The organism is Rhizobium sp. P32RR-XVIII (assembly GCF_012641395.1).
GTDB lineage: Bacteria > Pseudomonadota > Alphaproteobacteria > Rhizobiales > Rhizobiaceae > Rhizobium.
On the sequence record NZ_JABAIH010000006.1, the window covers coordinates 195102 to 217849 of the forward strand.

A 22748-nucleotide genomic window follows, 5' to 3' on the forward strand; every position below is an offset into this window, starting at 1 on the left:
GGCACAGACCGGCGCGGCGGATGACCAAAATATCTCAATGGCCCACAGATCGGCAGCAGCCTCAGGCAGCGCAGACGTGTGGATAGCACTCAAGGGATATCTTTGATGACGGTCGAAAGAAGCAACCTGCCTCCGCTGTCGAGGCTGACGATGGACAACTGGCCGCAGGCGAGGCGGTCATGAGTGTAAGGGACGAAAATATGGGTAAGGTCACAGGGTTTCTGGAAATCGACCGGCAGGTAGCGAAGTATCAGCCTGCCTCGGATCGCATCCGGCATTTCCGCGAATTCACGATCCCGATGTCGGACCAGGAAGTTCAGAAACAGGCAGCACGCTGCATGGACTGTGGCATCCCCTATTGCCATGGGCCGACCGGCTGCCCGGTGCACAACCAGATTCCGGACTGGAACGACCTCGTCTATAACAACAACTGGGAAGCGGCGATCCAGAACCTGCATTCGACCAACAACTTCCCGGAGTTCACCGGACGCGTCTGCCCGGCGCCGTGCGAGGAGGCTTGCACGCTGAACCTCGAAGATACGCCGGTCGCGATCAAGACGATCGAGCAGGCAATCGCCGACAAGGCTTACGAACTCGGCTTCATCCGCCCGCAGCCGGCGACTGTTCATACCGGGAAGAAAGTCGCGATCATCGGTTCAGGTCCTGCAGGGATGGCCGCGGCGCAGCAACTCGGCCGTTCCGGTCATGACGTGCATGTTTACGAACGCGAAAGCCGCCCAGGCGGCCTGCTTCGTTACGGCATTCCCGACTTCAAGATGGAGAAAAACTTCATCGACCGCCGCGTCGAGCAGATGAAAGGCGAAGGTGTTACCTTCCATTGCGGCGCCAACGTGGGCGTGGACATCAAGGTTGAGCAACTCCTCGCCGACTACGACGCGGTGCTCTATTGCGGCGGCTCCGAAACGCCACGCGAGGCGGGAATCCCGGGCACCGATCTGGCCGGCGTCCATGATGCGATGCCGTACCTCGTGCAGCAGAACAAGCGCCTCGGCCGCGAAAACATCGACAGCGTCGGCTGGGCGTCGGACCCGATTCTGGCGGGCGCCAAGCATGTCGTCGTCGTCGGCGGTGGCGATACCGCGTCGGACTGTGTCGGCACGGCGTTCCGTCAGGGTGCGGTGAAGGTCACCCAGCTCGACATCCGCCCGCAGCCGCCGGAAAAGGAAGACAAGCTCGCCGTTTGGCCATTCTGGGCAACGAAGATGCGCACCTCCTCCTCGCAAGCCGAAGGCGCGGTCCGCGAGTTCCAGGTTGCCACGCTCGAATTCATTGGCGAAGACGGTCAACTCACCGGCGTCAAGTGCTGCGAAGTCGATGAGCGCCGCAAGCCGATTGCTGGCACGGAGTTCGTCATCAAGGCGGATCTCGCCTTCATCGCCATCGGCTTCCGAGGACCGTTCACCGGTAGCGTGCTCAAGGAACTCGACGGCAAGCTGGCGCTCAATACCGACCGCCGCGGCTCGACGAATGTCGTTGCGAACGACACGGACTACAAAACCTCAATCGACAAGTTCTGGACGGCAGGCGACGTTCGCCGCGGCCAGTCGCTGGTCGTCTGGGCGATTCGCGAAGGCCGCCAGGCAGCTCGCGCGATCGATGAAGCGCTGATGGGTTCGACGGTCCTGCCGCGCTGAAACTGCAGGCAAGAGCGACAAGGAAGAAGCCGCATTTAGCGGCTTCTTTTATTTCGTTGAGACCTGCTTCGGCTCCTTGCCTGACGGTAGCCGGTAGTCGTCTATACGTCCTGCCGGCGCAGGTTCCATCTTGCCTTCCTCCACCAGCATATCCCGAGGCGACTTCGTCTGGCTGACAGGAAGCTGCATGCCGCCGAGAAGCTCCTTTCCGCCGTCAAGATTGGGATCCGAAAGGCTGATCGGCAGCCCAAGCGGGCTCGACGGCTGTCCAAGATGAGGTGCGTTACTCGTATCGAGACGCACAAGGTCGGGACTTGCCTGCATGCCGAGAAGGCGGCGGGCCGGCTTTTCCACATAGAAGGCGATTTTGCGCCGCCCGGCTTGCGTCAGGTTGATGCCGTCCGAAGTGCGCAGGCGCACCTGCTGGCCGTTGATGTCGGAACCCGTAACGACGAATTGCCCGTTCTCGTCGACGAAACCATCCCAGATGTCGACGAACTCGCCGCCGACGCCTTCGACCTGCTTGCGATAAAGCTGGTTCATCTGAACGGCATCGGCTGTCGCGGAGGGCGATTCGAAGGCGGGCAACCCGACCCAGAGCAGCGGTATCTTGCGGGCGGTTACATCCTTGCCGAATGCGACGACGCGACGCTGATATTCGGCATACCATCCGTCGGTCTTGAATTTTTCCTTGCCGGCGTCGGTTACCATCTGTTGCCGGTCGTTGGCGCCGAGCATGACGACGACCATCGCCGGCTTTACCTCGTCCATCATCTTCAGGAGCTGCGAGGGCCAGTCATAGTAGTCGTCGCGCACAAGGCCGGAGGAGACATTGCCACGGGCTTCGACGACGACGCCCGGCGATGTCTTGAAGGCTTCGGTCATACCGTCGCCGAGACCGCTTGCGAGGAAGTCGCCGACAATCAGAATCTTCTGCGCGTTCTGCAGTTTCTGGACCGGCGGTTCCTGCTGGATCGGCGCGGCGGGCCGCACGGGAGCGGCGGCTCTGGTAGGCGAAAGCGGTGCCGGCCGCCTGCGCAACTGACGCTGTGGCGGTGCGCGGCGAACTTCGGGCGGCTGCGAATAGCGCTGGTCGATGTAACGGCGGCCTAGCAAAACATCCCAAAACGAGCGACGGTAGTAATAGCGCTCCTGGGCACCGGCAAAATCCGCTGGCGCGCTGAAGGAAAGCACTAAAGTTGCGGAAAGCAGCGCCCGCCAGCCAAATTTCCGCTTGTTGCCCGATATACGCATGGTCATGCCCGCCTCTCACGACATTTTCGCACGGCGGTGGCACACGCGTCCACTCCCCATGGAACGATGTCGCGGATTTCTTCCTTCTAGCGCCGAAGAGCGTTCAGGAGGGGCTTGGAGGGTTGGCCATCGGCCTGCATGCCGAGACGTTCCTGGACGGCCGAGATGGCGGCTTTAGAACCCGAACCAAAGTTGCCATCGACCTTGCCATCGTAATAGCCAAGTGTCTTCAAGCGCGTTTGCAGCTCGAATTTTTCCTTGATGTCCAGCGTGCCGTCCGGGCGCGGCCAAGCTTGCTTCATACCGCCGTAGCCGGCGATCTCGTCGGCAAGCAAACCGACGGCAAGCGCATAGCTGTCGGACGCATTGTACCTCTTGATGGTAAAGAAGTTGGCGGTCATCAGGAAACCGGGACCGCCGGCACCCGCCGGCATCTTCAACACGGCTCGCGTCGAACCGTCGCGGAAGGCTTTGCCGTTTGCACGGGTGACACCCATCGCCGCCCATTGGGCAATCGTGTGCGTTTTGCCGGCCTGCTTTGCGGCATTCGCCGGAACCGCGACTTCATAGCCCCACGTTCTGCCTGTATCCCAGCCGTTCTTGGCGAGAAGATTGGCGGTGGTTGCAAGTGCATCCGGAATGGAGTTCCAGATGTCGCGGTGGCCATTTCGGTCGGCATCGACGGCGTAGAGCAGATAGCTTGTCGGGATGAACTGCGTATGGCCCATCGCACCGGCCCACGATCCGGTCATGCCGTCGGCGGAAATATCGCCGTTCTGCAGGATTTTCAGCGCGGCAACGAGCTGCTTCTTGGCATATTTCGCTCGGCGGTCATCCGCGTAGGCAAGGGTCGCAAGCGCACGCGGCACATAGTGCAGCCGGTCGTCCTTCGTGAGGACTTCGCCGTAGTTCGATTCCATCGACCAGATCGCGAGTATGATGTTCTTGTCGACGCCGAACTGGCGTTCGATCGCCTTCAACGTCGCAGCATGCTTTGCAGCCATTTTACGGCCGATCTCGACCGTGTAGGGGTTTACGCGGGAGTCCACATAGTCCCAAATCTTGGTTGTGAACTCAGGCTGAAAGGTCGCTTTTTCGAGGACGGTTGGGTCCGGCTCGGTCACTCCGGCGAAAGCTTTCCGGTAGGTTGCCTTGCTGATGCCATTTTGCGCGGCTGTTTGGTAAAAGTCCGCGATCCAGTTCTGGAACCGCTGGTCGGCAGCCGCGTTGTGCGGGGCCAAACCTGCGGAGGCGGTCACCAAGAATGCGAGAGCAAGACCACGAAAGGAGTATTTGTGAACCAGGGTCATTGGCGGTCGTATCCGTCATCTTCGTTGCAAGTACGGCGGAGCTACAGTTTCCGTCCAAACGCGACACTACCGGAACGGAGTCAACAAATTCTTTACCATGACCTGTTTGCGCCGTCATCCTTCGTAAAACGGTAGCCTTTTCTATCTAGTTCACCCTAAATAGCCTGAGTTTATAGTGATATAGCCCCCTAGGAGGTCTACGTGGGACAGCAGAAGAAAGTTCGTAAGGCGGTGTTTCCGGTTGCAGGTTTGGGGACTCGCTTCCTCCCAGCCACGAAAGCCGTGCCGAAGGAAATGCTGACCGTCGTCGATAAGCCGATCATCCAATATGTGGTCGACGAAGCGCTCGAAGCTGGCATTGAACACTTCGTGTTCGTCACCGGTCGCAACAAGCACATCATCGAAGACTATTTCGATATCCATTTCGAACTCGAGCAGACGCTGCGCGAGCGGAGCAAGGAGGCGGAAATCACGCTGCTTGCCGATCAGCTGCCAAAGGCAGGCTCGGTCAGCTTCACTCGTCAGCAGGAGCCGCTTGGCCTTGGGCATGCCGTGTGGTGCGCCCGAGAGATCGTTGGCGATGAACCTTTCGCTCTCCTGCTGCCGGACATGATCATGAAGGCCGAAGGCAAGGGTTGCATGAAGGGCATGATCGACCTCTATGGCCAGACCGGCGGCAACATCATCGCTGTCGAGGAATGTGCCCCCGATCAGGCACACAAGTACGGTATCGTCGGCGTAGGCGAAGCGCGAGGGGATGGCTTCCGCATCACCGGCATGGTGGAAAAGCCTGCTAAGGGTACGGCGCCTTCCAACTTTTTCATCAACGGCCGCTACATCCTGCAGCCCGAGGTCTTCAAGATCCTCGAGACGCAGGAACGCGGTGCCGGAAATGAAATCCAGCTGACCGATGGCATGCTGAAACTGCTCCAGACGCAGGATTTCGCAGGCTACCACTTCCGCGGCACGACATATGATTGCGGAGCAAAGGATGGCTTCATCCTGGCCAACGTCGCATTCGCGCTCGAACGCGCGGACATCCGTCCCGCTGTCGAAGAAGGCTTCAAGGCGCTGCTGAAGCGTCTCTGAGGCTAGCGCTTCAGCCTGAGACCGACGCCGGCTCGCCATTGCTGCGAGTCGGCGCCCTCGTCCCGTTGCGTCAGCTCGTATCCCAGCGTGCTGGTGAAATCGAGATAGCGGTTGATGGCCCAGCTCAGTCCGGCACTGGTGGTATAGACCGTTTCATCGCTGCTGCCGCCTGAGGGGTAGTCCCGCAAGATCACCCCGCCCAATGCCGTTGCCTGAAGGTTGTCCCGCAGCTGGTGTGTGACCGCCGTCGTCAGTGCGTGCTGCACATAACCGCTCTGGCCCGCCGTCGTCGAAGGCTCGATGCTGGTCGCCAGATCGAAACTCACGTCTGTTCCGCGAAGAGGCGACCAGAGCAGGCTTGCGTCGACGGTCGCGGTGCCGATCGAGTCCAGCCGGCTATCGTCATAGGTCGCGGTTTCATAGCCAAGGCCAGCCTCGCCCCTCAGCTTTTCTCCGAGATCGACCTCGACGCCGGCCTTGCCGCCGTAGGTATTGCCGGAGCGTGCGAATCCTGCCGAATCCTCGCGTTCGTCATAGACCGTCTTGCCGACAGAAACTTCGATGAAGGGAATAAGTGCGGGCGAAAGTTCGTAGCCGACGCGCGTTCGCAACGTGCCGGCCGTCTGGTCGCGGTCTGCCTGCGAGATCCTGGTGCCGTTCGAAAGCACGGCGTCGGAGTAGATCGTTCGGGTCAAGTCGAGCCCGGCAGTGCCGCGCAGGATGCCGAAATCGCGCTGAATGGATGCGCCGGCCGAAAATTCCTGCACATCCGATTGCTGATCGGCATTGGCGATGGCATTCGGATCGTCGACATCCTCGCGATAGAAGCGATAGCCGCCTCTGATATGCGCAACCGTATCGTCCGGCAGGTCGAGCCGAAGATCACCGTCGATGTTGAAGGCAGGCTGTTCCTCGCCGCTTCCGCTAACATTCTGCTGCCATGTGCCCAGGCCCGTGATCGTGAGCTGATGCAGCGCCCAATCGGAAGTCAACGTTGCGTTGGCATCGGTTTGCAGGAAGGCACGCGTGTCTTTCGTGCCGCTGTCTTTCGTCGTTTCCGAGTTGATCGTCTGCGTCACGGAGGGGCGCAGCACGAAGGTGCCAATGCGGATGCCTTCCGTCTGCTGATCCAAGAGGGTTTCGTCCGGCTTACGTGGCGTCCTTCTATCATCGATTGCGGGTTCGCGGATGTTCAGGCGCCGTATGTCCTCATCGAGGATGGAGCCGGTCGTTTCGTCCGATGGATCTGCATTCGTCGTGGCCGTGGTCGGCTGCTGGTTGGCATCGGGCTGGGTCCCGCTGGTTGCCGCAACGGGGGAAGAGCTCGCTAGGCCGTCGTCGCTGAGCGCGTTATCGCCTGCCGGCAACGACCGTTGCACGTTTGAGGAACCGTAAGAGGAAGACTGCGAAGTCGATGCAGACGAAAGCGTGCCATTGCCGCTCCTGCTCTGTGCCGATTGCGCAAGGCCAAGGCTCGGCACGAAAAGCACCGCGACAAGAGCCACAGAGGACACGGCAAAACGCGTCGCCCGGAGCGGCGTCAAACTGCTCGTGTCTCTTTCCTTGGTCATCAGAATTCCGCGTGCGGCATGCTTCAATTCGTTACCCGAACGTAAAGCCTTGTGGTTAATCATTCGTTGCGTGTACGTCGTTCACAGGTTGTGAAGCGACGCGGGTGGACACCCCGAACGAAACGCGCTAACGCAAGATCATGATGAGGAAAGCACTCAATCTCGTTGAAGACGGTGTCCTCCAGTCCGCAAGGCGTACGATCGAGACGGAGAGACGGGGGCTGGAGGCGCTGGAACGCGCCTTGAGCGACGGTCTTGCCGGACCCTTTTCACAGGCCGTGGAAACGATCGGCGGCATCAGCGGCCGCGTCATTGTAACCGGCGTCGGCAAGAGCGGGCACATCGGCGCAAAGCTGGCGGCCACCTTTGCTTCGACCGGCACGCCTGCGTTTTTTGTTCATGCTGCTGAGGCTAATCACGGCGATCTGGGAATGATTGCGAAGGACGATCTCGTCCTTGCCATATCCAAAGGCGGCGAAAGCGCGGAACTGCGCAGCATCATTTCCTACACGCGCCGATTCTCCATCCCGCTGATCTCGATCACCTGCAGCGAGAGCTCGTCGCTGGCGGCGGCCTCGGATGTCGTACTGCTCATTCCGAATGAGCAGGAAGCCTGCCCGAACGGTCTTGCACCGACGACGTCGACCTTGATGCAGCTTGCGATAGGCGATGCGCTGGCAATCGCGTTGCTTGAAGGGCGGGGCTTTACGGCGCGGGATTTCCACGTCTTCCATCCGGGCGGCAAGCTGGGTGCGAGCCTCATGCATGTCGGCGATGTCATGCATACAGGCGACCGCGTGCCGCTCGTCGGCAAGGGTACGCCGATGCCGGAGGCGATCCAGGTTCTGTCACGAAAGCATTTCGGCTGCGTTGGCATTCTGGATGAAGACGGACGGCTCTGCGGCATCGTCACGGAAGGTGACATGGCGCGCAACCTGACGCGCAATCTGGCGGAACTGATGGTTGACGACATCATGACGCACACGCCGAAGATCGCGAAGCCCACCATGCTCGCAACAGCAGCACTCGCGCTCCTGAACCAGCACCATATCGGTGCCCTGATCGTCGTCGACGATGACAATCGCCCGATTGGGCTCGTGCACTTCCACGACCTGCTGCGGATCGGCGTTGCCTGATCAGAGCGGCTCGACCACCAAGTCGCGCCCATTGCTCGCCACGACTTTCACCTGTGTTCCCGCCGGAAGGTTCGGGCCTATCACCCGCCAGATCGTATCGTCGAGGCGGATGCGGCCGCGGCCTTCCGCAATCGGCTCGGCGAGCGTCGCCGTCCGGCCGACGAGGCTTGCGCCCCGCTGGTTGAGGAAGGGCTCGTCGGTCGCATCGTGGCTCAGCGTCAGCCGGCGGCCGAGGAATGTGGCCGCAACGGCAAGGAGCGCGAAGAGAATGAGCTGTGTTTGCCAGACCCAGAAGGCTGCGTCCCACAGAAGCAGCGAAAGAATGCCGACGGCGAGAGCCGCAAGCCCGATCCAGACGAGAAAGACGCCCGGCACCATCATTTCGGCCGCAAGCAGCACGAAGCCCGCAATCCACCAGCTCCATGGTCCGAGTTCTGCAACGATGCGGGCGAGCATTCGTCAGCGCTCCGGGGTTTGATTGAAGGGATTGACCGGCGGCGTGGTGCGCGACGGTACCTGGCGTGGACGCGGTGAAGGCGGATTGGAGTCGTCGCCGAAGACTTCCTTGGCAATCGCTCCAATGCCGCTCAGAGAGCCGAGAATGGAAGAGGCCTCCATCGGCATCAGCACAATCTTGGCGTTGGAGGCGGAGCCGATCGACGCAAGGGCTTCGGTATACTTCTGAGCGACGAAGTAGTTGATCGCCTGCACATCACCCGCGGCGATGGCGTCGGAGACCATTCTCGTCGCCTTGGCTTCGGCTTCGGCCAGACGCTCGCGGGCTTCCGCCTCCCGGAACGCTGCTTCGCGTTGGCCCTCGGCCTCGAGAATGGCCGATTGCTTGGCACCCTCGGCGCGAAGAATCTGGGCATTGCGCGAACCTTCGGCTTCCAGGATTTGCGCCCGCTTCTCGCGTTCAGCCTTCATCTGCCGCGCCATAGCATCGACGAGATCGGACGGCGGACGGATGTCCTTGATCTCGATTCGGGTCACCTTGATGCCCCACGGCTGCACGGCGTCATCAACGACGCGGAGCAGCCGGTCGTTGATCGCATCGCGATTGGAAAGAAGCTCGTCGAGATCCATCGAGCCCATGACCGAACGGATATTGGTCATGGTGAGGTTGAGGATGGCGTTTTCGAGATTGGAGACCTGATAGGCGGCCTGCGCGGCGTTCAACACCTGATAGAAGGCAACGGCATCGGCGGAGACCGAAGCGTTGTCCTTGGTGATGACTTCCTGCGTCGGCACATCAAGCACCTGCTCCATCACGTTCATCCGCGCGCCGATGCGCTCGATGAAGGGCACGATGAGGTTAAGCCCGGGTTCCAGCGTCCGCGTGTAGCGGCCGAAGCGTTCGATCGTATAGCGGTACCCCTGCGGCACGGTCTTGATGCCTGCAAACAGCACCAGGATCACGAAGACCACGAGTGCAATAACGACGATATCGAAACCGCCCAAGAGCATGAAAACCCTCCCTCGGCGCTAGACGCGCCGCATCATCAGATGTGGTGAGTTAACATGTTCTTTGCAATTCGGAAATGACAGCCTCAGACCCAGCCAAGCAGCTCGCGGCGTACAACTTTTTCCAACACGCGCATGCCGTCCTCGCTGTCGTTGAGACAGGGGATGTGGGCAAATCGTTCGCCACCGTTCTGATGGAAGGAATGGGCCGCCTGCTCGGCGATTTCTTCCAATGTCTCAAGACAGTCGGAGACGAAGCCGGGATTGATGACGGCGAGACGCTTGACGCCGTCCTGCGCCAGCTTTTCGACGGTCTTGTCGGTATAGGGCTGCAGCCATTCTTCCGGCCCGAAACGGGACTGGAAGGTGACCATGAATTTTTCCTCCGGCAAGCCAAGCCTTTCGCGCAGCAGCCGGCCGGTCTTCTGACACTGGTAGTAGTACGGATCGCCCCGTTCGAAGTAGGACAGAGGGATGCCGTGGAAGGAGGCGAGGATCATCTCCGGTTCCCAGTCGAGCGTCGAGAGATGCTGCGTTACCGAGTTGGCCAGCGCCTCGATATAGGTTTCGTCGTCGTGATAGTCCGGTACGGTGCGCAGCGCCGGCTGCCACCGCATCGTCAGCAGATGCTGGAACGCCTTGTCGTTGACGGTCGCGGTCGTTGCTGCCGCATATTGCGGATAGAGCGGGAAAAGAACGATACGGTCGCAGCCTGCGTCCTTCAGCGCGTCGATACGCGAGGCGATCGAGGGCGTGCCGTAGCGCATGGCCCAGTCAACCTTGACGTTCGGCAGGTCCTTCAAGCGCTCGGCCATCAGATCGGACTGGTTGCGCGTATAGGTGCGCAGATAGCTCTCGTTCTTTTCCTTGTTCCAGATCGTCTCGTAGGCCTTGCCGACCTTTTGCGGGCGGGTATTGAGGATGATGCCGAAGAGGATGGGATACCATTTCCAGCGCGGCTCCTCGATGACGCGGCGGTCTGAGAGGAATTCCCGCAGATAGCGGCGCATCGAGGCATAGTCGGTGCCGTCAGGAGTGCCGAGATTGACGAGGAGGACCCCGATCTTGCCGGATTTAACGGGTGGATGCTCCGCCGGACGGTGTGAAGTTTCAACGGTCATCTTAGTCCCCCAACGCTAGATAGTCTTTGCCGGCTCATCCGCAGCCGTGCCAGCCTGATTTCATCCCTATATGTAGGAAAGCCGGCCCAGGAAACCCCGGACCGGCTTTCATGATCGAGACAAATCGTCTTACTTAGCGGGGACCTGAAGTTCCTTGCCGACAAACAGGCGGTGAGGATTGGGATTGCCGTTGGCTTCAGAAATCTTCTTCCAGAGCGCGCCGTCTCCGTAGAATTGCTCTGCAAGATCCCAGAGCGTATCGCCGCTGGCGATGACATGGGTCGAAGGCGTTGCGGCAGCGGGTGCCGGCTCTGCAGGGGCGGGCGCGGCCGGGGCAGGCGCGGGTTCCTGCGTGGGTGCCGGAGCCGCCGGGGCGGGCGAAGCGGGTGCCGGCGCGGCCGGAGCCTGGGCCATGGCGCCGGAGACCTCCGTTACGCGCCCGTCGGTGTAGGGCTTGTAGGGGTTGTGCGCCGCCAGATAGTCGACTGTCACGTCGGCAAGATCGGGGCCGAAGTCATAGGCATTCTTGCCGGCCGTCTCGAAGACCGAATAGCCGTCGCCGCCGCCGCGCATGAAGTTGTTGGTGACGACGCCGTAGGTTTTGGCAGGATCGATCGGCACGAAGGTGTTGCTCTCTTCAACCCGAACGTCGCTGATGCGGCTGCCGGCAGGCTTGGACTTGTCGAAGCTGTATTTGAGACCGGCGACCTGCGCAAAGCGGCCGGCGCCCTGGTCGATCTGGCTGACACCGTTTTCAAGCGCCTTGACCACATCTTCTCCCGTCAGCTGGAAGGTGGCGACCGTGTTCTGGAAAGGCAGCACGCTGATGACTTCGCCCTGGGTGATCTCGCCGCCGTCGATCGAGGCGCGCAGGCCGCCGCCGTTCTGGATGGCGATCTGCATGCCCTGGTTCCTCGTGCGGTCGAGCATGGCGTCAGCGACGAGGTTGCCCATCGAGCATTCCTTGACGCGGCAAACCGTGCGATCCCCCTCGATCGGACCTTCGGACGAGCCTATAACCTTCTTGCGCAGTTCCTCGATCGGCTTGGCCAGCTCCGCAATGCGCGTGGTCAGCGCCGGGTCCGGCGTGAACGAGGAATCGATCAGGATCGGTTCGCCCTTGGCGCTCTTGACCACGCCGTTGTCATCGAAGTCGACGACGAGATCGCCGAGATACTTGCTATAGGACGCGGCCTGAACGACCGGAACCTTGTAGCCGCCCGGATTGTCGACCATCGTCGGGTAGGGGCCTTCGGCCTTAGGATCGGTGTTGGAGAGAAGGCTGTGCGAATGGCCGCCGACAACGACATCGACATCCGGAATCTTGGCGATAGCCGAGAGATCGCGCGGGTAGCCGACATGGGTCAGCGCGATGATCTTGTCGACGCCCTGCGCCTTCAATTCCTGAACGGCTGCGGTAATGGTCTGGACGTCATCGGCAATGATCACGTTCGGGCCGGGAGAGGAAAGCTCTTCGGTATCATTGGTTACGGCACCGACGATGCCGATCTTCTGGCCACCGACGTCGAGCACCACCGACGGCTTGATCCGATCGCGGAGCTTCGAGCTGTCGCCGGCAAGCACGTTGGCGGAAATAACCGGGAACTGGACTTTGTCGAGGAAGGTCGCCAAGCCATCCTCGCTGTCGTCGAACTCATGGTTGCCGACAGTCATGACATCGAACTTCATGGCGTTCAGCATCTCGGCTTCCACGGCACCTTTATAGGTCGTGTAGAAGAGCGAGCCCTGAAAATTGTCGCCGGCGTTCAGCAATAGGACGTCCTGGCCGGAAAGCGCCTGACGTCGCTGGTCGATGGCGGTTTTTAAACGGGCAGCGCCGCCGAAGCATTCCTTCTTGCCTTCTTCTTCTGCCGAACAGGTGGAATCGAACTTGTTGATCGGTTCGACGCGTGAATGGAAATCGTTGATATGAAGAATATTGAGCTGGTAGTCCGCGAACGCGGCGCTGGTGCTGAGCGCCAGCATCGATGCGGTCAGCAGACCGAAGCTAAAAGACTTGGTCATTCCTCTCTCCTGATTTTAATGGCGAAAGTCCTTACCCCCGACTTCGCTCGTCCCTCATCTCGTCGGTTGCCCGGCGAGCGGATGTTTTCACCAAGCCTGCGTAATCGCAAGCGAAAAAGCGATGACCGCCGGGACGCTTTCCATGAGGCAAGAACAAAAAAGCTCCCGCGAGGGGAGCTTTGTGTGCTGAAAGCTGATCGGGAAATTACATCTGGCGCGTCAGCGTGAATTGCGAACCTGCATCCGAGGTGCAGTTCAGCTGGCTCTGACTGACCAGCGCGCAATTGACCTTGGACGTCGTGCGTTTGATGTTAGAAAAGAGATTAATCTGGACGATGCCATTTGGATCGGTCGTATAAGTTCCTGAGGCCATCTGCGTGTTAGTGCCATCGGTCGTCCTTGTGACGAATTGACCGTTTGTGAAGGTAGAATTCAGGCCGTTCGGATCAGTCCAGGAGCCCTCGACCCCGGTCGGCGCGGCGCGTGTCGCGACCGGCATGGGGCGCGGGTTCGAGACACAGGCGGCAAGCGCTGCTGCTGCACCCGCAAGAACGAGAATGTTTCTGACCGTCATAGGTTTCTCCAGGCGATTCGAAGCGGACTATAGCCGCGAAAGTCCCGAAAAACATGGCGCGAGGCCGCCGCCATGGCAAGCCTGCTGCAACGGGAAAGCGAAATTACACTGCAGGCGTTACAAAAATGCCCGCCTTTCGGCGGGCATCGATGCTGGTCTGAATTCGGTTACGAGCGAACCAGGATGTTCCTGAACTGCCACGGATCCTTGGTGTCGATGTCTTCCGGGAAAAGGCCCGGGCGGCCATCGAGCGGAGTCCAGTCGGTGTAGTGGCCTTCAACCGGGCCGAGATAGGGAAGCTGCACTTCAAGGCAGCGCTTGTAGTCCATCTCGTCGGCTTCGACGATGCCAGCCGTCGGGTGCTCGAGAGCCCAGACCATGCCGGCCAAAACGGCGGAGGTCACCTGCATGCCGGTCGCGTTCTGGTAAGGAGCGATGCGGCGGGTCTCTTCGACGGACAGGCGCGAGCCGTACCAGAAGGCATTCTTTTCATGACCGTAGAGCAGGACGCCGAGTTCATCGATCCCGTCCTCCAGCTCGTCCTCGTCGAGAACGTGGTGAACCGGCTGCGGCGTGCCGCCGTTGCCGAACATCTCGTGCAGGGAAAGAACGGCATCGTTTGCCGGATGGTAGGCGTAATGGCAGGTCGGGCGGAAGGTGACCTCGCCATCCTTGTCGCGAACCGTGAAAAAGTCGGCGATCGAGATCGACTCGTTATGCGTGACGAGGAAGCCGTACTGCGGGCCAGGCGTCGGGCACCAGGTGCGAACGCGGGTATTTGCACCCGGCTGCTCCAGGTAGATTGCGGCTTGGCAGCCCTTCTTGTGCTTCTTGGCGTTCTTCGGCATCCAGTTCTCATGGGTGCCCCAGCCGAGTTCGGCGGGCTGCAGGCCTTCGGAGATGAAGCCTTCGACGGACCAAGTGTTCCAGAAGACGTTCAGCGGCTTCGGATGCTTGGTGCGCTGGGTGTCGCGCTCGGCGATGTGAATGCCCTTGACGCCGACCTTCTTCATCAGCTTCGCCCAGCCTTCGCGATCGTGCTGATCCGGCTGTTCGAACTTGAGGCCGATATCGTTAGCGAGGGTGACGAGTGCCTGCTTGACGAACCAGGAAACCATGCCGGGGTTCGCGCCGCAGGTGGAGACGGCGGTCGGGCCGCCGGGATTCTTGGCCTTCTCCTTAAGAAGGGTTTCGCGCAGCGCATAATTCGTGCGGTCGGCGTTCTTCAGGTCCTTGTCGAAATAGAAGCCGAGCCACGGTTCGACGACGGTGTCGATGTAGAGAGCACCGAGCTTGCGGCAGAGCTTCATCAGGTCGACCGATCCGGTATCGACGGAAAGATTGACGCAGAAACCCTGGCCACCGCCTTCGGTCAGAAGCGGCTTCAGCAGATCCTTGTAGTTTTCCTTGGTGACATGCGACTTGATGTGCCTCACGCCGTGCTTTGCCATGATTTCGGTGTGATCTGCGTCGTCACGCGGGTCGATGACTACCATCCGGCTCTTGTCGAATTTGAAGTGGCGCTCGATCAGCGGCAGCGTACCGCGGCCGATGGAGCCAAAGCCGATCATGACGATCGGGCCGGTAATTTCGGCATATACCGGATGGTTCTGTTCCGTCATTCTTTTCTCCTGTGTGGAAGCGGCAAGCCTCAAGAATTATTTTGGAGGCGCGCAAAAACTTAAAAGTAACCGGCTCTAATCATAAAATGCCGTCACAATAAAGAGCGCCAGAGCCGGAAAGGTCAACTTATCAGGCAGGCGAAAGCTCCCGCGCGAGCATGCGCAGCTTTGCAACGAGTTCGGCCTTCTGCAGTGTCAGGCCTTTATAGGCGGTCTGCTGTTCGTCAAGCGCCTCCAGCTGTGCCGCAAAGCTTGCGGCGAGTTCGCCGGCCTTGGGGTGATGTACGATCGCAGCGATCGGATCGACATAGACACGGATGGTGAAGACGATATCGCCGGAAACCGGCAGCTTCCGCAAAGTCTGGCGCTCGACGCGGGCGAAGCGCTCGGCGAGCGTAAAGGCCTCGGCCTGCGGCGGGCGGCGATGCTTGGACAAGGGCAGGAAGAGATCGCTGGTGGCGTTCACGGACCAGTTCATGCGCTCGACGGGTTGAGCGACCTGCAGATTGTCGAAGATGCGGGTGATCAGCGCTGCGTTGCGGGTTCCCTCACCGAAACCCGGCACGTCCGCATGGATCGCCTGCATCGGTTTTCCAAATTTCTCATGCAGAGACCAGGAGGAAGGGAAGGACACATGGGCGGCAACAAGATGCCAGCCGTTGTCCTTGCGGCGTATGATGACGAGATCGTCGGCGACGAGCGAGCCGGCCTTCAGCAACGGGGGCAGGGACGGGTTCGAAAGATCGACGCCTTTGCCGACGACCTCGACGAGACTGCCGTTCCGCTGGTAGAGATCGGGATGCGCCTCGCAGAGGTAACTCAGAAGCAGGTCGAGACATTCCTGCTGAGCGGCGTCGGTGCCTTCTTCAGCGACGAAAATTTCATGCCGGCGTGTTTCAAGCAGGAGCTGCTTTTCGCCGAGATAGCGCGGCAGATCGCCGTCCGGCTCGATCCAGCGGCCGATGTCGAGCGGCAAGAGGCCGATGGTGAAGGGCTGAGAGGAGCCGTCGTAGGGTGTGTAGGTCGGAAGCGTCATAGCAAAGGTCTAACGCATCACTGTGCCTTGATGGAAGAACTCTTCAGGATATCCAGCCCATCAGCCACCGTTGTCACCGCGACTTCCGTGATGTCGTAATTCGCAACGCCGTGCACCGTGAACGGATCGGCGGCGACATAGGCCTCGATCTCGGCACGATCGCCGATCGCGAGGATCACGCCGCCGGTTCGCGGGACCTTACGCCCCGAGGCAAGGAACCAGCCTTTTGCATAGCCCGCCTTGACCCAGGCCATATGCTGTTCCATGTGCTTGTCGGCCTCTTCATTAGGCTTCACGTAAATTAGCGAGAGGATGAACATTGCAAAACCTCCGATGTATCGTTTCGAGCCCTTTGAAATATTCAATCGGAACGCTGCCATCCATCTTCTTTTTATAATTTTGCAGCAGAGTCCCACACGTAGTTACCCAGCACGCCCGGAACCATCGGATGACCCAGATAACGGAGCGGCTCGCGGAGTTGCAGGAGGAGAGTGCCGTTCTGATCGCACTGTACGATCAGGATGACCGTTTGCGGTATGCGAACGCGGCCTTTCGTTCGACCTTCGCGCTTGAGCCGAATGAGACCCCTTTGTGGGCAGACCTTATGCGCCGCAACACCAAGGCAGGACGGGGCACGATCATACGTGCCGCCGACTTCGAGATGTGGCTTGTTTCCGCGCAGTCGCGGCGAGGAAAACTGCCGTTTCGCGCTTTCGAGACCGACGTCGTCGACGGCCGCTGGTTCTGGATGACGGAAACGGTGCAGCGGGACGGCTGGATGCTCTGCATCGCAAGCGACATCACAGACATGAAAACAAGCGAGCGCGACCTCAGGCAAGATCGCGATTTTGCGCTGCGCGCCTCGCAGACCGACGAATTGACCGGTATTTCCAACCGCCGCTTCATGATGGCGGCGCTTGAGAACATGGTTTGTCGCCTTGGGTCGATCGCTTCCGTCAGCGGCTGCGTCTGCATCATCGATCTCGATTTTTTCAAGCGGATCAACGACAGTTACGGCCATCAGGTGGGCGACCAGGTGCTGATCGATTTTGCGCGTCGGGTCCATCCGCTTGTGCGCCGGAGGGATAGTTTCGGCCGCATCGGCGGCGAGGAGTTCATGCTGGTTCTACCGGATACGACATTGGAGCAGGGCAAGGCGATCATCGACCGCATCCTCGAGATGGTGCGCGTCGCTCGTCCCATCCAGGCAACGCCGGATTTCTGCTACACCTGCTCTGCCGGGCTTGCCGAGTTGCGGCCGGGCGATACAGCGGAGGAACTCTACGCCCGCGCTGATGAAGCGCTTTACCTCGCGAAGGTCAGCGGCAGGGATCGGCTGAAGATCGCGGCTTAAGGCTCGAGCTTTGCGGGAATGAGGCCTCGGAGCGAGTTTCCGACATAGATCCGGCCGTGCAGCAGATCGCTCACGGCGATGCGGCCGACGCGGGCTTTGCGCTGGCAGATCAGCTCCGTACGCAGCACGCCGGCGAGCAGGCCACAGGAGATCGGCGGTGTGCGAAGCATCCCGGAACCGTCGTCGAGGAAGACCGATGTGATCGTGCCTTCGCAGACTTCGCCGCGTTCGTTCAACATCAGCACTTCGTCGGCCTGCACCGGCGTGTGTTCGGCGCGCGCGTCATCGTAGACGGCGCGTCGGGTCGTCTTGATCCGCAGCAGCTTGTCGGTGCTGTCGAGGCGGGTTGAGGCAATGCGCACGGTCCACACCGTACCAGGTGCGAGCCGCGTGAAGGGGGCGGACGTGACCTCGATCCGGCCACGAGCATCGAAGGTTAGCCGGACGCGCAAAGCGCCGGTTGCGCCCTCGATTGCTTCATTGAGCTCGTCGAGCGCATGTCGCGGCGCAGGAAAGCCGATGCGGCGGGCGGAGCGGTTCAATCGGGCAAGGTGCAACCGGAGGCGGACAAAGCCGGTGTCGGGTTCCCATCGCAGTGTCTCGATCAACGAGAAGTCGCTCATCGGGCGATCTCCTGATCGCCGATCGCGAAGCGCGCCTTGAGCAGGCACTCCTCATATTCTGCTTCGGCGGTGGAATCGAAGACGATGCCGCCCCCGACATTGAAGATTGCCTTGCCGCCTTCAAAGAGGCTGATGGTGCGGATCGCAACGGAAAAGCGCATGGCGCCCGTAGGGGAAATCATGCCGATCGCCCCGCAATAAGCATCGCGCGGCGCGTCCTCGAGTTCGTGCAGGATCTGCATTGCGCTCATCTTCGGCGCGCCTGTGATCGAGCCGCAGGGAAAGAGGGCGGCGAAGATGTCGCGGATGGAAAGCCCAGGCAGGAGCTTCGCCTGCACATGGCTCACCATTTGGTGCACGGTCGGATAGGTCTCGATGTCGAAGAGCTTCGGGACATCGAGCGTACCGACTTCGGTGATGCGCGAGATGTCGTTCCGAAGCAGGTCGACGATCATCCGGTTTTCCGCCTGGGTCTTCATATCCGCCCGCATCGCCGCGATGATGGCTGCATCTTCGGCTGCGTCGGCGCCGCGTTTGGCGGTGCCCTTCATCGGATGCGTCTCGATCCAGCCTTGCTCGTCCGTCCGGAAGAAGAGCTCGGGAGAGCGGGACAGGATGATAGGACCGCCGAGATCGACGAACGCTCCGTATTTTACGGGCTGGCGTTCGATCAGCGACCAGAAAGCCGCGCACGGATCGCCGTTCCAACTGGCTTCGACCGGCATTGTCAGGTTTGCCTGATAGCAGTCGCCCTGGCGCAGATGCCAATGCAGGCGGTCGAAGCGCTCTTTATATACAGGGAACGCCCACCCGGCTTTCGGCGCAGCCAGGAATTCCTTGTTTTCGAGGCGCTGTTTGGGCTGCGCAAGCGGATGGCCATCCGCCTGCGGGGCGTCGAAGATGCCGAAGCAGAGCAGCGGCGTCTGGCGGCCGTCTTCCGCAAAGCCGGCCAGCTTCTCCTCGAAGAGATAGCCGGCCTCGTAGGACATGTAGCCTGCCAGCCACTTTCCCTGCGCTCTCGCCGCTTCCATCTGCGCCAGAGCCGGGAAGAACTCGGCGCGGCTGCGTGCGATGATGATCTCCGCCGGATCGGCGAAAAGCATCACTTGTCCGGTCGTATCATCCCGGAAAAGGACAAAGCGTTCAGTTTCGGCCATCGGTGCCTTTTGATTGGAAGCTCAGGCTCTATCAAGCGCTTCCAATTCGTCGATCAGCCCTTCGATCATCGACAGCCCCTTGCTCCAGAACGACGGATCGGTGGCGTCCAGGCCGAAAGGCTTCAGGAGTTCGGAGTGGTGCTTCGTCCCGCCGGCCCTCAGCATCTCGAAATACTTCTCCTGGAAGCCCTTATCGGCCTTTTGATAAACGGCATAGAGCGAGTTCACCAGGCAGTCGCCGAAAGCATAGGCGTAGACATAGAACGGCGAGTGGATGAAGTGGGGGATATAGGCCCAGTAGGTCTCATACCCTTCCGAGATCCTGATCGCGGGCCCGAGACTTTCCGACTGGACGGAGAGCCACAGTTCGCCGATGTCTTCTGCGGTCAGCTCGCCTGCCTTGCGTGCCGTATGAACCTCGCGCTCGAATTCGTAGAAGGCGATCTGGCGCACGACCGTGTTGATCATGTCTTCGACCTTCTGGGCGAGCATCGCCTTGCGCTCACGCTTGTCGGTCGTCTTGTCGAGCAGTGCACGGAAAGTCAGCATCTCGCCGAAGACGGAGGCGGTTTCGGCGAGCGTCAGCGGCGTCTGGCACATGAGCGCGCCCTGTTCCCCGGCAAGCACCTGATGCACGCCGTGGCCGAGTTCGTGGGCGAGCGTCATCACGTCGCGTGGCTTGCCGAGATAGTTGACGAGCACGTAGGGATGCGCCGACGGAACCGTCGGGTGCGCGAAGGCGCCGGGCGCCTTGCCAGGACGGACCGGCGCGTCGATCCACTGTTCGTCGAAGAAGCGGCTGGCGATCGCAGCCATCTCCGGCGCGAAATTGCCGTAGGCCGAGAGCACGGTCTCCTTCGCCTCAGTCCAGGAAATTATCGCGTTGGAGGTTTCCGGCAACGGCGCATTGCGGTCCCAGAAATTCATCTGGTCCATCCCGAGCCACTTTGCCTTCATCTTGTAATAGCGGTGCGAAAGGCGGGGATAGGCCTGCTTGACGGCAGCCGCCAGCGCATCCACCACCTCGCGTTCGACGCGGTTCGCCAGATGACGGCTGTCGGCGATATCCTCGAAGCCGCGCCAGCGATCGGAGATATCCTTGTCCTTGGCGAGCGTATTGGTGATCAGCGTAAACGTGCGGATATTCGCCTTGAAAGTTTCGGCGAGCGCCATCGCGGCCTTGCGGCGGGCTTCCGGATCCTTGTCCTGCAGCAAATTGAGGGCGACTTCGAGCGGCACCTTTTCGCCGTCGATGTCGTAGCGAAGCTCCGCCATCGTTTCGTCAAAGAGGCGATTGAACGCAGCCGCACTCGTCATCGACTTTTCGAGGAAGAGCTGTTCGAGCTTGTCTTCCAGTTGGTAGGGCTTGTCCTTGCGCAGGTCGATCAGCCAGGGACGGTAGTGGCCGGCATCCGGGTCGTTCGCCATGCAGGCATCCATCACCGCGTCGTCGATCCGGTTCAGTTCCAGCGCGAAGAAGAGAAGATGGCCGGAGAATTCGGTGATTTTCGCCTGGACGTCGCCATAGAGCTTACCGTTCACCGGATTGGTTGTGTCGGAGAAATAGGTGAGGCCCGCGAACGAGCCGAGGCGGCCGATAAGGTCATCCAGCTGCTCATATTCCTTCAGCGCCTGGCCAATGCCTTCTGCGCCTTTTTTACTCGCTGCATCCGCCAGCTTGCCCTTCCATTTTTCCTCGAAGGCGATTGCGTGTTTGCCTGCCTTTTCCATGTCGCTGGTGAAAGCGGTAGAGGTGGCGGAGGGGTAGAGATCCTGCAGTTTCCAGACGGGAAGGTCGCCAAGCGCTGGATCTGCCGCGGCCGAGCCAGCTGTTGCCGAAAAATTAAGACCGGCACCGGGGAGCATGAGATTCATGGGCTTGGTTCCTCTTCCTCATTTCGAACAGGTCTGACTGTCTAAGCTCCGGAAGGCTTCGCTTCAAGGGGCTTTCGGGGGGCAGAAGGCCCCGCTTCGATACGGATTCGGCGTCGCCACAATCGTTAAAATGCAATTATTTCTCAAAACTGGATGTTCAAGCCTTTCTGCCAGAGTGCCTCACAGGTTTCGCATGAAGTGAGGCGACAATGACCGGTCATAATGAGCTCAAGGGTGCAGGGCAGATTCTGTTGGTCGAAGACGACCCGGTGCAACGCCGCCTGCTAAAAAATGCAGTCGAGCGCCACGGGCATGTCGTCCATCAGGCTGAAAACGGCCGCATCGGCCTTGAGATGGTGAAGCGGGACGGCGGTCTCTTCAACGTCATCATTCTCGACCTCATGATGCCGGAAATGACCGGGCTGGAATTCCTCGAAGCCCTCAATGAACTCGGCACGCATATTCCGGTGGTCGTGCAGACCGGGCAAGGCGGCATCGAGACGGTGGTGCAGGCCATGCGTGCCGGCGCTTTCGATTTCGTGGTCAAACCGGTTTCGCCCGAGCGGATCGCGAATTGCATTGCCAACGCAATGAAGCTCGACCAGCGCGAAGTGAAAGCCCGTTCGGGTCGCCGTTCACGCTCCGGCGCCGTCGGCTTCGACGACATCGTTTCGGCGAGCCCGGCGATGATCCGGGTCATCGATCTGGCGCAGCGTGCCGCGCAATCGAACATTCCGGTCGTGCTCGAAGGTGAGTCGGGCGTCGGCAAGGAGCTCGTGGCGCGCGCCATCCAGTCCGGCGGTGACCGTTCAAACAAGCCTTTTGTGACGGTGAATTGCGGTGCCATTCCGCACAATCTCGTCGAAAGCATCCTCTTCGGCCACGAAAAAGGTGCGTTCACAGGTGCCACCGAGCGCCACATCGGCAAGTTCATGGAGGCCGATGGCGGCACGATCTTCCTCGACGAGATCGGCGATCTGCCGCTCGAGGTGCAGGTCAAGCTGTTGCGTGCCGTGCAGCAGGGCGAAATCGAGACGGTCGGCGCCCGCACGGCGCACAAGGTCAACGTCCGCCTCATTTCGGCGACGAACAAGGATCTGATCGAGGAAGTGAAAAACGGCCACTTCCGCGAAGACCTCTATTACCGCCTGAACGTCTTCCCGATCACCATTCCGGCGCTGCGCAAGCGCAAGGAAGACATCCCGCATCTGGTGCGCGTCTTTGCCGACCGCTTCTCGTCCGAGCAGAAGAACGGGCAGCGGATGACGGTCAGTCCCGGTGCTCTGGCACTGCTGACGGCCTATGACTGGCCGGGCAACATCCGCCAGCTCGAAAATGCGATCTTTCGCGCCGTCGTGCTTGCCGAGGGGCATGAACTCACCGAAGCGGACTTTCCGCAAATTGCCGCGCAGCTGCCGCAATATGACGTGGTGGATCATCTGGCGCTGGTCGCGGACAATTCGCACCGCGAGCATGAAGCGGAGTTTGCGGCAGGCGAATATCACGTTCCGCCGCTGTATGGCGGTGAGTCGCCGCCCGCGCGTCACAACGAGGTGCCGGAAAACGCGATTGCAAGCGTCAGTGCCGCCGGCGACGTGCGCAAGCTTGCCGATGTCGAGGAGGAATTGATTCGATTCGCCCTTAAATTCTACCGGGGCCAGATGAGTCAAGTGGCCAGAAAACTCGGTATCGGACGGTCAACGCTTTACAGAAAACTCAAGGATTACGGGATCGACCCCGACAATCCGCAAAAAGATGCGGCATAGCAGGCGCTTGATTAATAATCCGGCAAGCATGTCTTGTTACCTGTCATAAACCTCTTGTTAGTCCATTGTTGACTATGTAAAGAAAAGGTTGAACGCGTGTGGCATTTTTGCCATGG

19 protein-coding genes are annotated in these 22748 nt (G+C 60.3%); 5 read left to right on the forward strand and 14 right to left on the reverse strand.

Annotation, left to right across the window (positions count from 1 at the left end):
* Positions 1 to 200: 200 nt before the first annotated feature.
* Positions 201 to 1655 carry a glutamate synthase subunit beta gene (locus HGP14_RS19195; protein WP_168831475.1) on the forward strand — a complete coding sequence of 485 codons (1455 nt, stop codon included), beginning with the start codon at positions 201 to 203 and terminating at the stop codon, positions 1653 to 1655.
* Between the two features lie 48 nt (positions 1656 to 1703).
* Here the strand turns inward: HGP14_RS19195 and HGP14_RS19200 are convergent, their stop codons facing one another.
* Positions 1704 to 2915, reverse strand: coding sequence for a DUF459 domain-containing protein (locus HGP14_RS19200; RefSeq protein WP_168831476.1), 1212 nt, complete (start codon positions 2913 to 2915; stop codon positions 1704 to 1706).
* An 80-nt stretch (positions 2916 to 2995) separates the two neighbouring features.
* Positions 2996 to 4219, reverse strand: a complete 1224-nt coding sequence (locus HGP14_RS19205; protein ID WP_168831477.1) for a lytic murein transglycosylase — start codon at positions 4217 to 4219, stop codon at positions 2996 to 2998.
* Positions 4220 to 4420: 201 nt separating this feature from the next.
* On the opposite strand from HGP14_RS19205, the gene galU reads away from it, so the two are divergent.
* The gene (gene galU, locus HGP14_RS19210) at positions 4421 to 5308 is read left to right on the forward strand and encodes a UTP--glucose-1-phosphate uridylyltransferase GalU (RefSeq protein ID WP_168831478.1); all 888 of its coding nucleotides are present in this window, start codon (positions 4421 to 4423) and stop codon (positions 5306 to 5308) included.
* Positions 5309 to 5310: 2 nt separating this feature from the next.
* Here the strand turns inward: galU and HGP14_RS19215 are convergent, their stop codons facing one another.
* Complete coding sequence (locus HGP14_RS19215; RefSeq protein WP_168831479.1) at positions 5311 to 6879, reverse strand: outer membrane beta-barrel protein; 1569 nt, start codon at positions 6877 to 6879, stop codon at positions 5311 to 5313.
* A gap of 140 nt (positions 6880 to 7019) precedes the next feature.
* Here HGP14_RS19215 and HGP14_RS19220 point away from each other — a divergent pair, with 140 nt between their 5' ends.
* On the forward strand, positions 7020 to 8015 hold the full coding sequence (locus HGP14_RS19220; protein WP_168831480.1) for an SIS domain-containing protein: 996 nt from the start codon (positions 7020 to 7022) through the stop codon (positions 8013 to 8015).
* Here HGP14_RS19220 and HGP14_RS19225 read toward each other — a convergent pair whose 3' ends face one another.
* From HGP14_RS19225 to HGP14_RS19260, 8 genes are all read right to left on the reverse strand, one after another.
* Positions 8016 to 8471, reverse strand: coding sequence for an NfeD family protein (locus tag HGP14_RS19225; protein ID WP_168831481.1), 456 nt, complete (start codon positions 8469 to 8471; stop codon positions 8016 to 8018).
* 3 nt (positions 8472 to 8474) lie between these two features.
* The gene (locus HGP14_RS19230; protein ID WP_168831482.1) at positions 8475 to 9482 is read right to left on the reverse strand and encodes an SPFH domain-containing protein; all 1008 of its coding nucleotides are present in this window, start codon (positions 9480 to 9482) and stop codon (positions 8475 to 8477) included.
* A gap of 83 nt (positions 9483 to 9565) precedes the next feature.
* Positions 9566 to 10600: a ferrochelatase gene (gene hemH, locus HGP14_RS19235; protein WP_168831483.1), complete on the reverse strand. Its 1035-nt coding sequence runs from the start codon at positions 10598 to 10600 to the stop codon at positions 9566 to 9568.
* A 129-nt stretch (positions 10601 to 10729) separates the two neighbouring features.
* Entirely contained in the window at positions 10730 to 12625 is a 1896-nt protein-coding gene (locus HGP14_RS19240) for a 5'-nucleotidase C-terminal domain-containing protein (RefSeq protein ID WP_168831484.1), read from the reverse strand.
* 205 nt (positions 12626 to 12830) lie between these two features.
* A complete protein-coding gene (locus tag HGP14_RS19245) occupies positions 12831 to 13199 on the reverse strand; it encodes a hypothetical protein (protein WP_168831485.1) in 369 nt (122 codons plus the stop codon).
* Between the two features lie 167 nt (positions 13200 to 13366).
* Entirely contained in the window at positions 13367 to 14821 is a 1455-nt protein-coding gene (locus HGP14_RS19250; RefSeq protein ID WP_168831486.1) for a homospermidine synthase, read from the reverse strand.
* A gap of 130 nt (positions 14822 to 14951) precedes the next feature.
* Complete coding sequence (locus HGP14_RS19255) at positions 14952 to 15857, reverse strand: heme-dependent oxidative N-demethylase family protein (RefSeq protein ID WP_168831487.1); 906 nt, start codon at positions 15855 to 15857, stop codon at positions 14952 to 14954.
* Positions 15858 to 15874: 17 nt separating this feature from the next.
* Entirely contained in the window at positions 15875 to 16177 is a 303-nt protein-coding gene (locus HGP14_RS19260) for a YciI family protein (protein WP_168831488.1), read from the reverse strand.
* A gap of 128 nt (positions 16178 to 16305) precedes the next feature.
* On the opposite strand from HGP14_RS19260, the gene HGP14_RS19265 reads away from it, so the two are divergent.
* A complete protein-coding gene (locus HGP14_RS19265; RefSeq protein ID WP_168831489.1) occupies positions 16306 to 17211 on the forward strand; it encodes a sensor domain-containing diguanylate cyclase in 906 nt (301 codons plus the stop codon).
* On the opposite strand, the gene HGP14_RS19270 is transcribed toward HGP14_RS19265, so the two are convergent.
* From HGP14_RS19270 to HGP14_RS19280, 3 genes are read right to left on the reverse strand one after another with little or no spacing between them, the layout of a single operon-like run.
* A complete protein-coding gene (locus HGP14_RS19270) occupies positions 17208 to 17834 on the reverse strand; it encodes an aminotransferase class IV family protein (RefSeq protein WP_168831490.1) in 627 nt (208 codons plus the stop codon). The two genes, HGP14_RS19265 and HGP14_RS19270, sit on opposite strands and share 4 nt — an antisense overlap.
* On the reverse strand, positions 17831 to 18991 hold the full coding sequence (locus HGP14_RS19275) for an aminodeoxychorismate synthase component I (protein WP_168831491.1): 1161 nt from the start codon (positions 18989 to 18991) through the stop codon (positions 17831 to 17833). Before HGP14_RS19275 ends, HGP14_RS19270 begins: the two co-directional genes overlap by 4 nt.
* A gap of 21 nt (positions 18992 to 19012) precedes the next feature.
* Positions 19013 to 20866, reverse strand: coding sequence for a M3 family oligoendopeptidase (locus tag HGP14_RS19280; protein WP_168831492.1), 1854 nt, complete (start codon positions 20864 to 20866; stop codon positions 19013 to 19015).
* Positions 20867 to 21075: 209 nt separating this feature from the next.
* On the opposite strand from HGP14_RS19280, the gene HGP14_RS19285 reads away from it, so the two are divergent.
* Entirely contained in the window at positions 21076 to 22632 is a 1557-nt protein-coding gene (locus HGP14_RS19285) for a sigma-54 dependent transcriptional regulator (protein ID WP_168831493.1), read from the forward strand.
* Positions 22633 to 22748 lie beyond the last annotated feature (116 nt).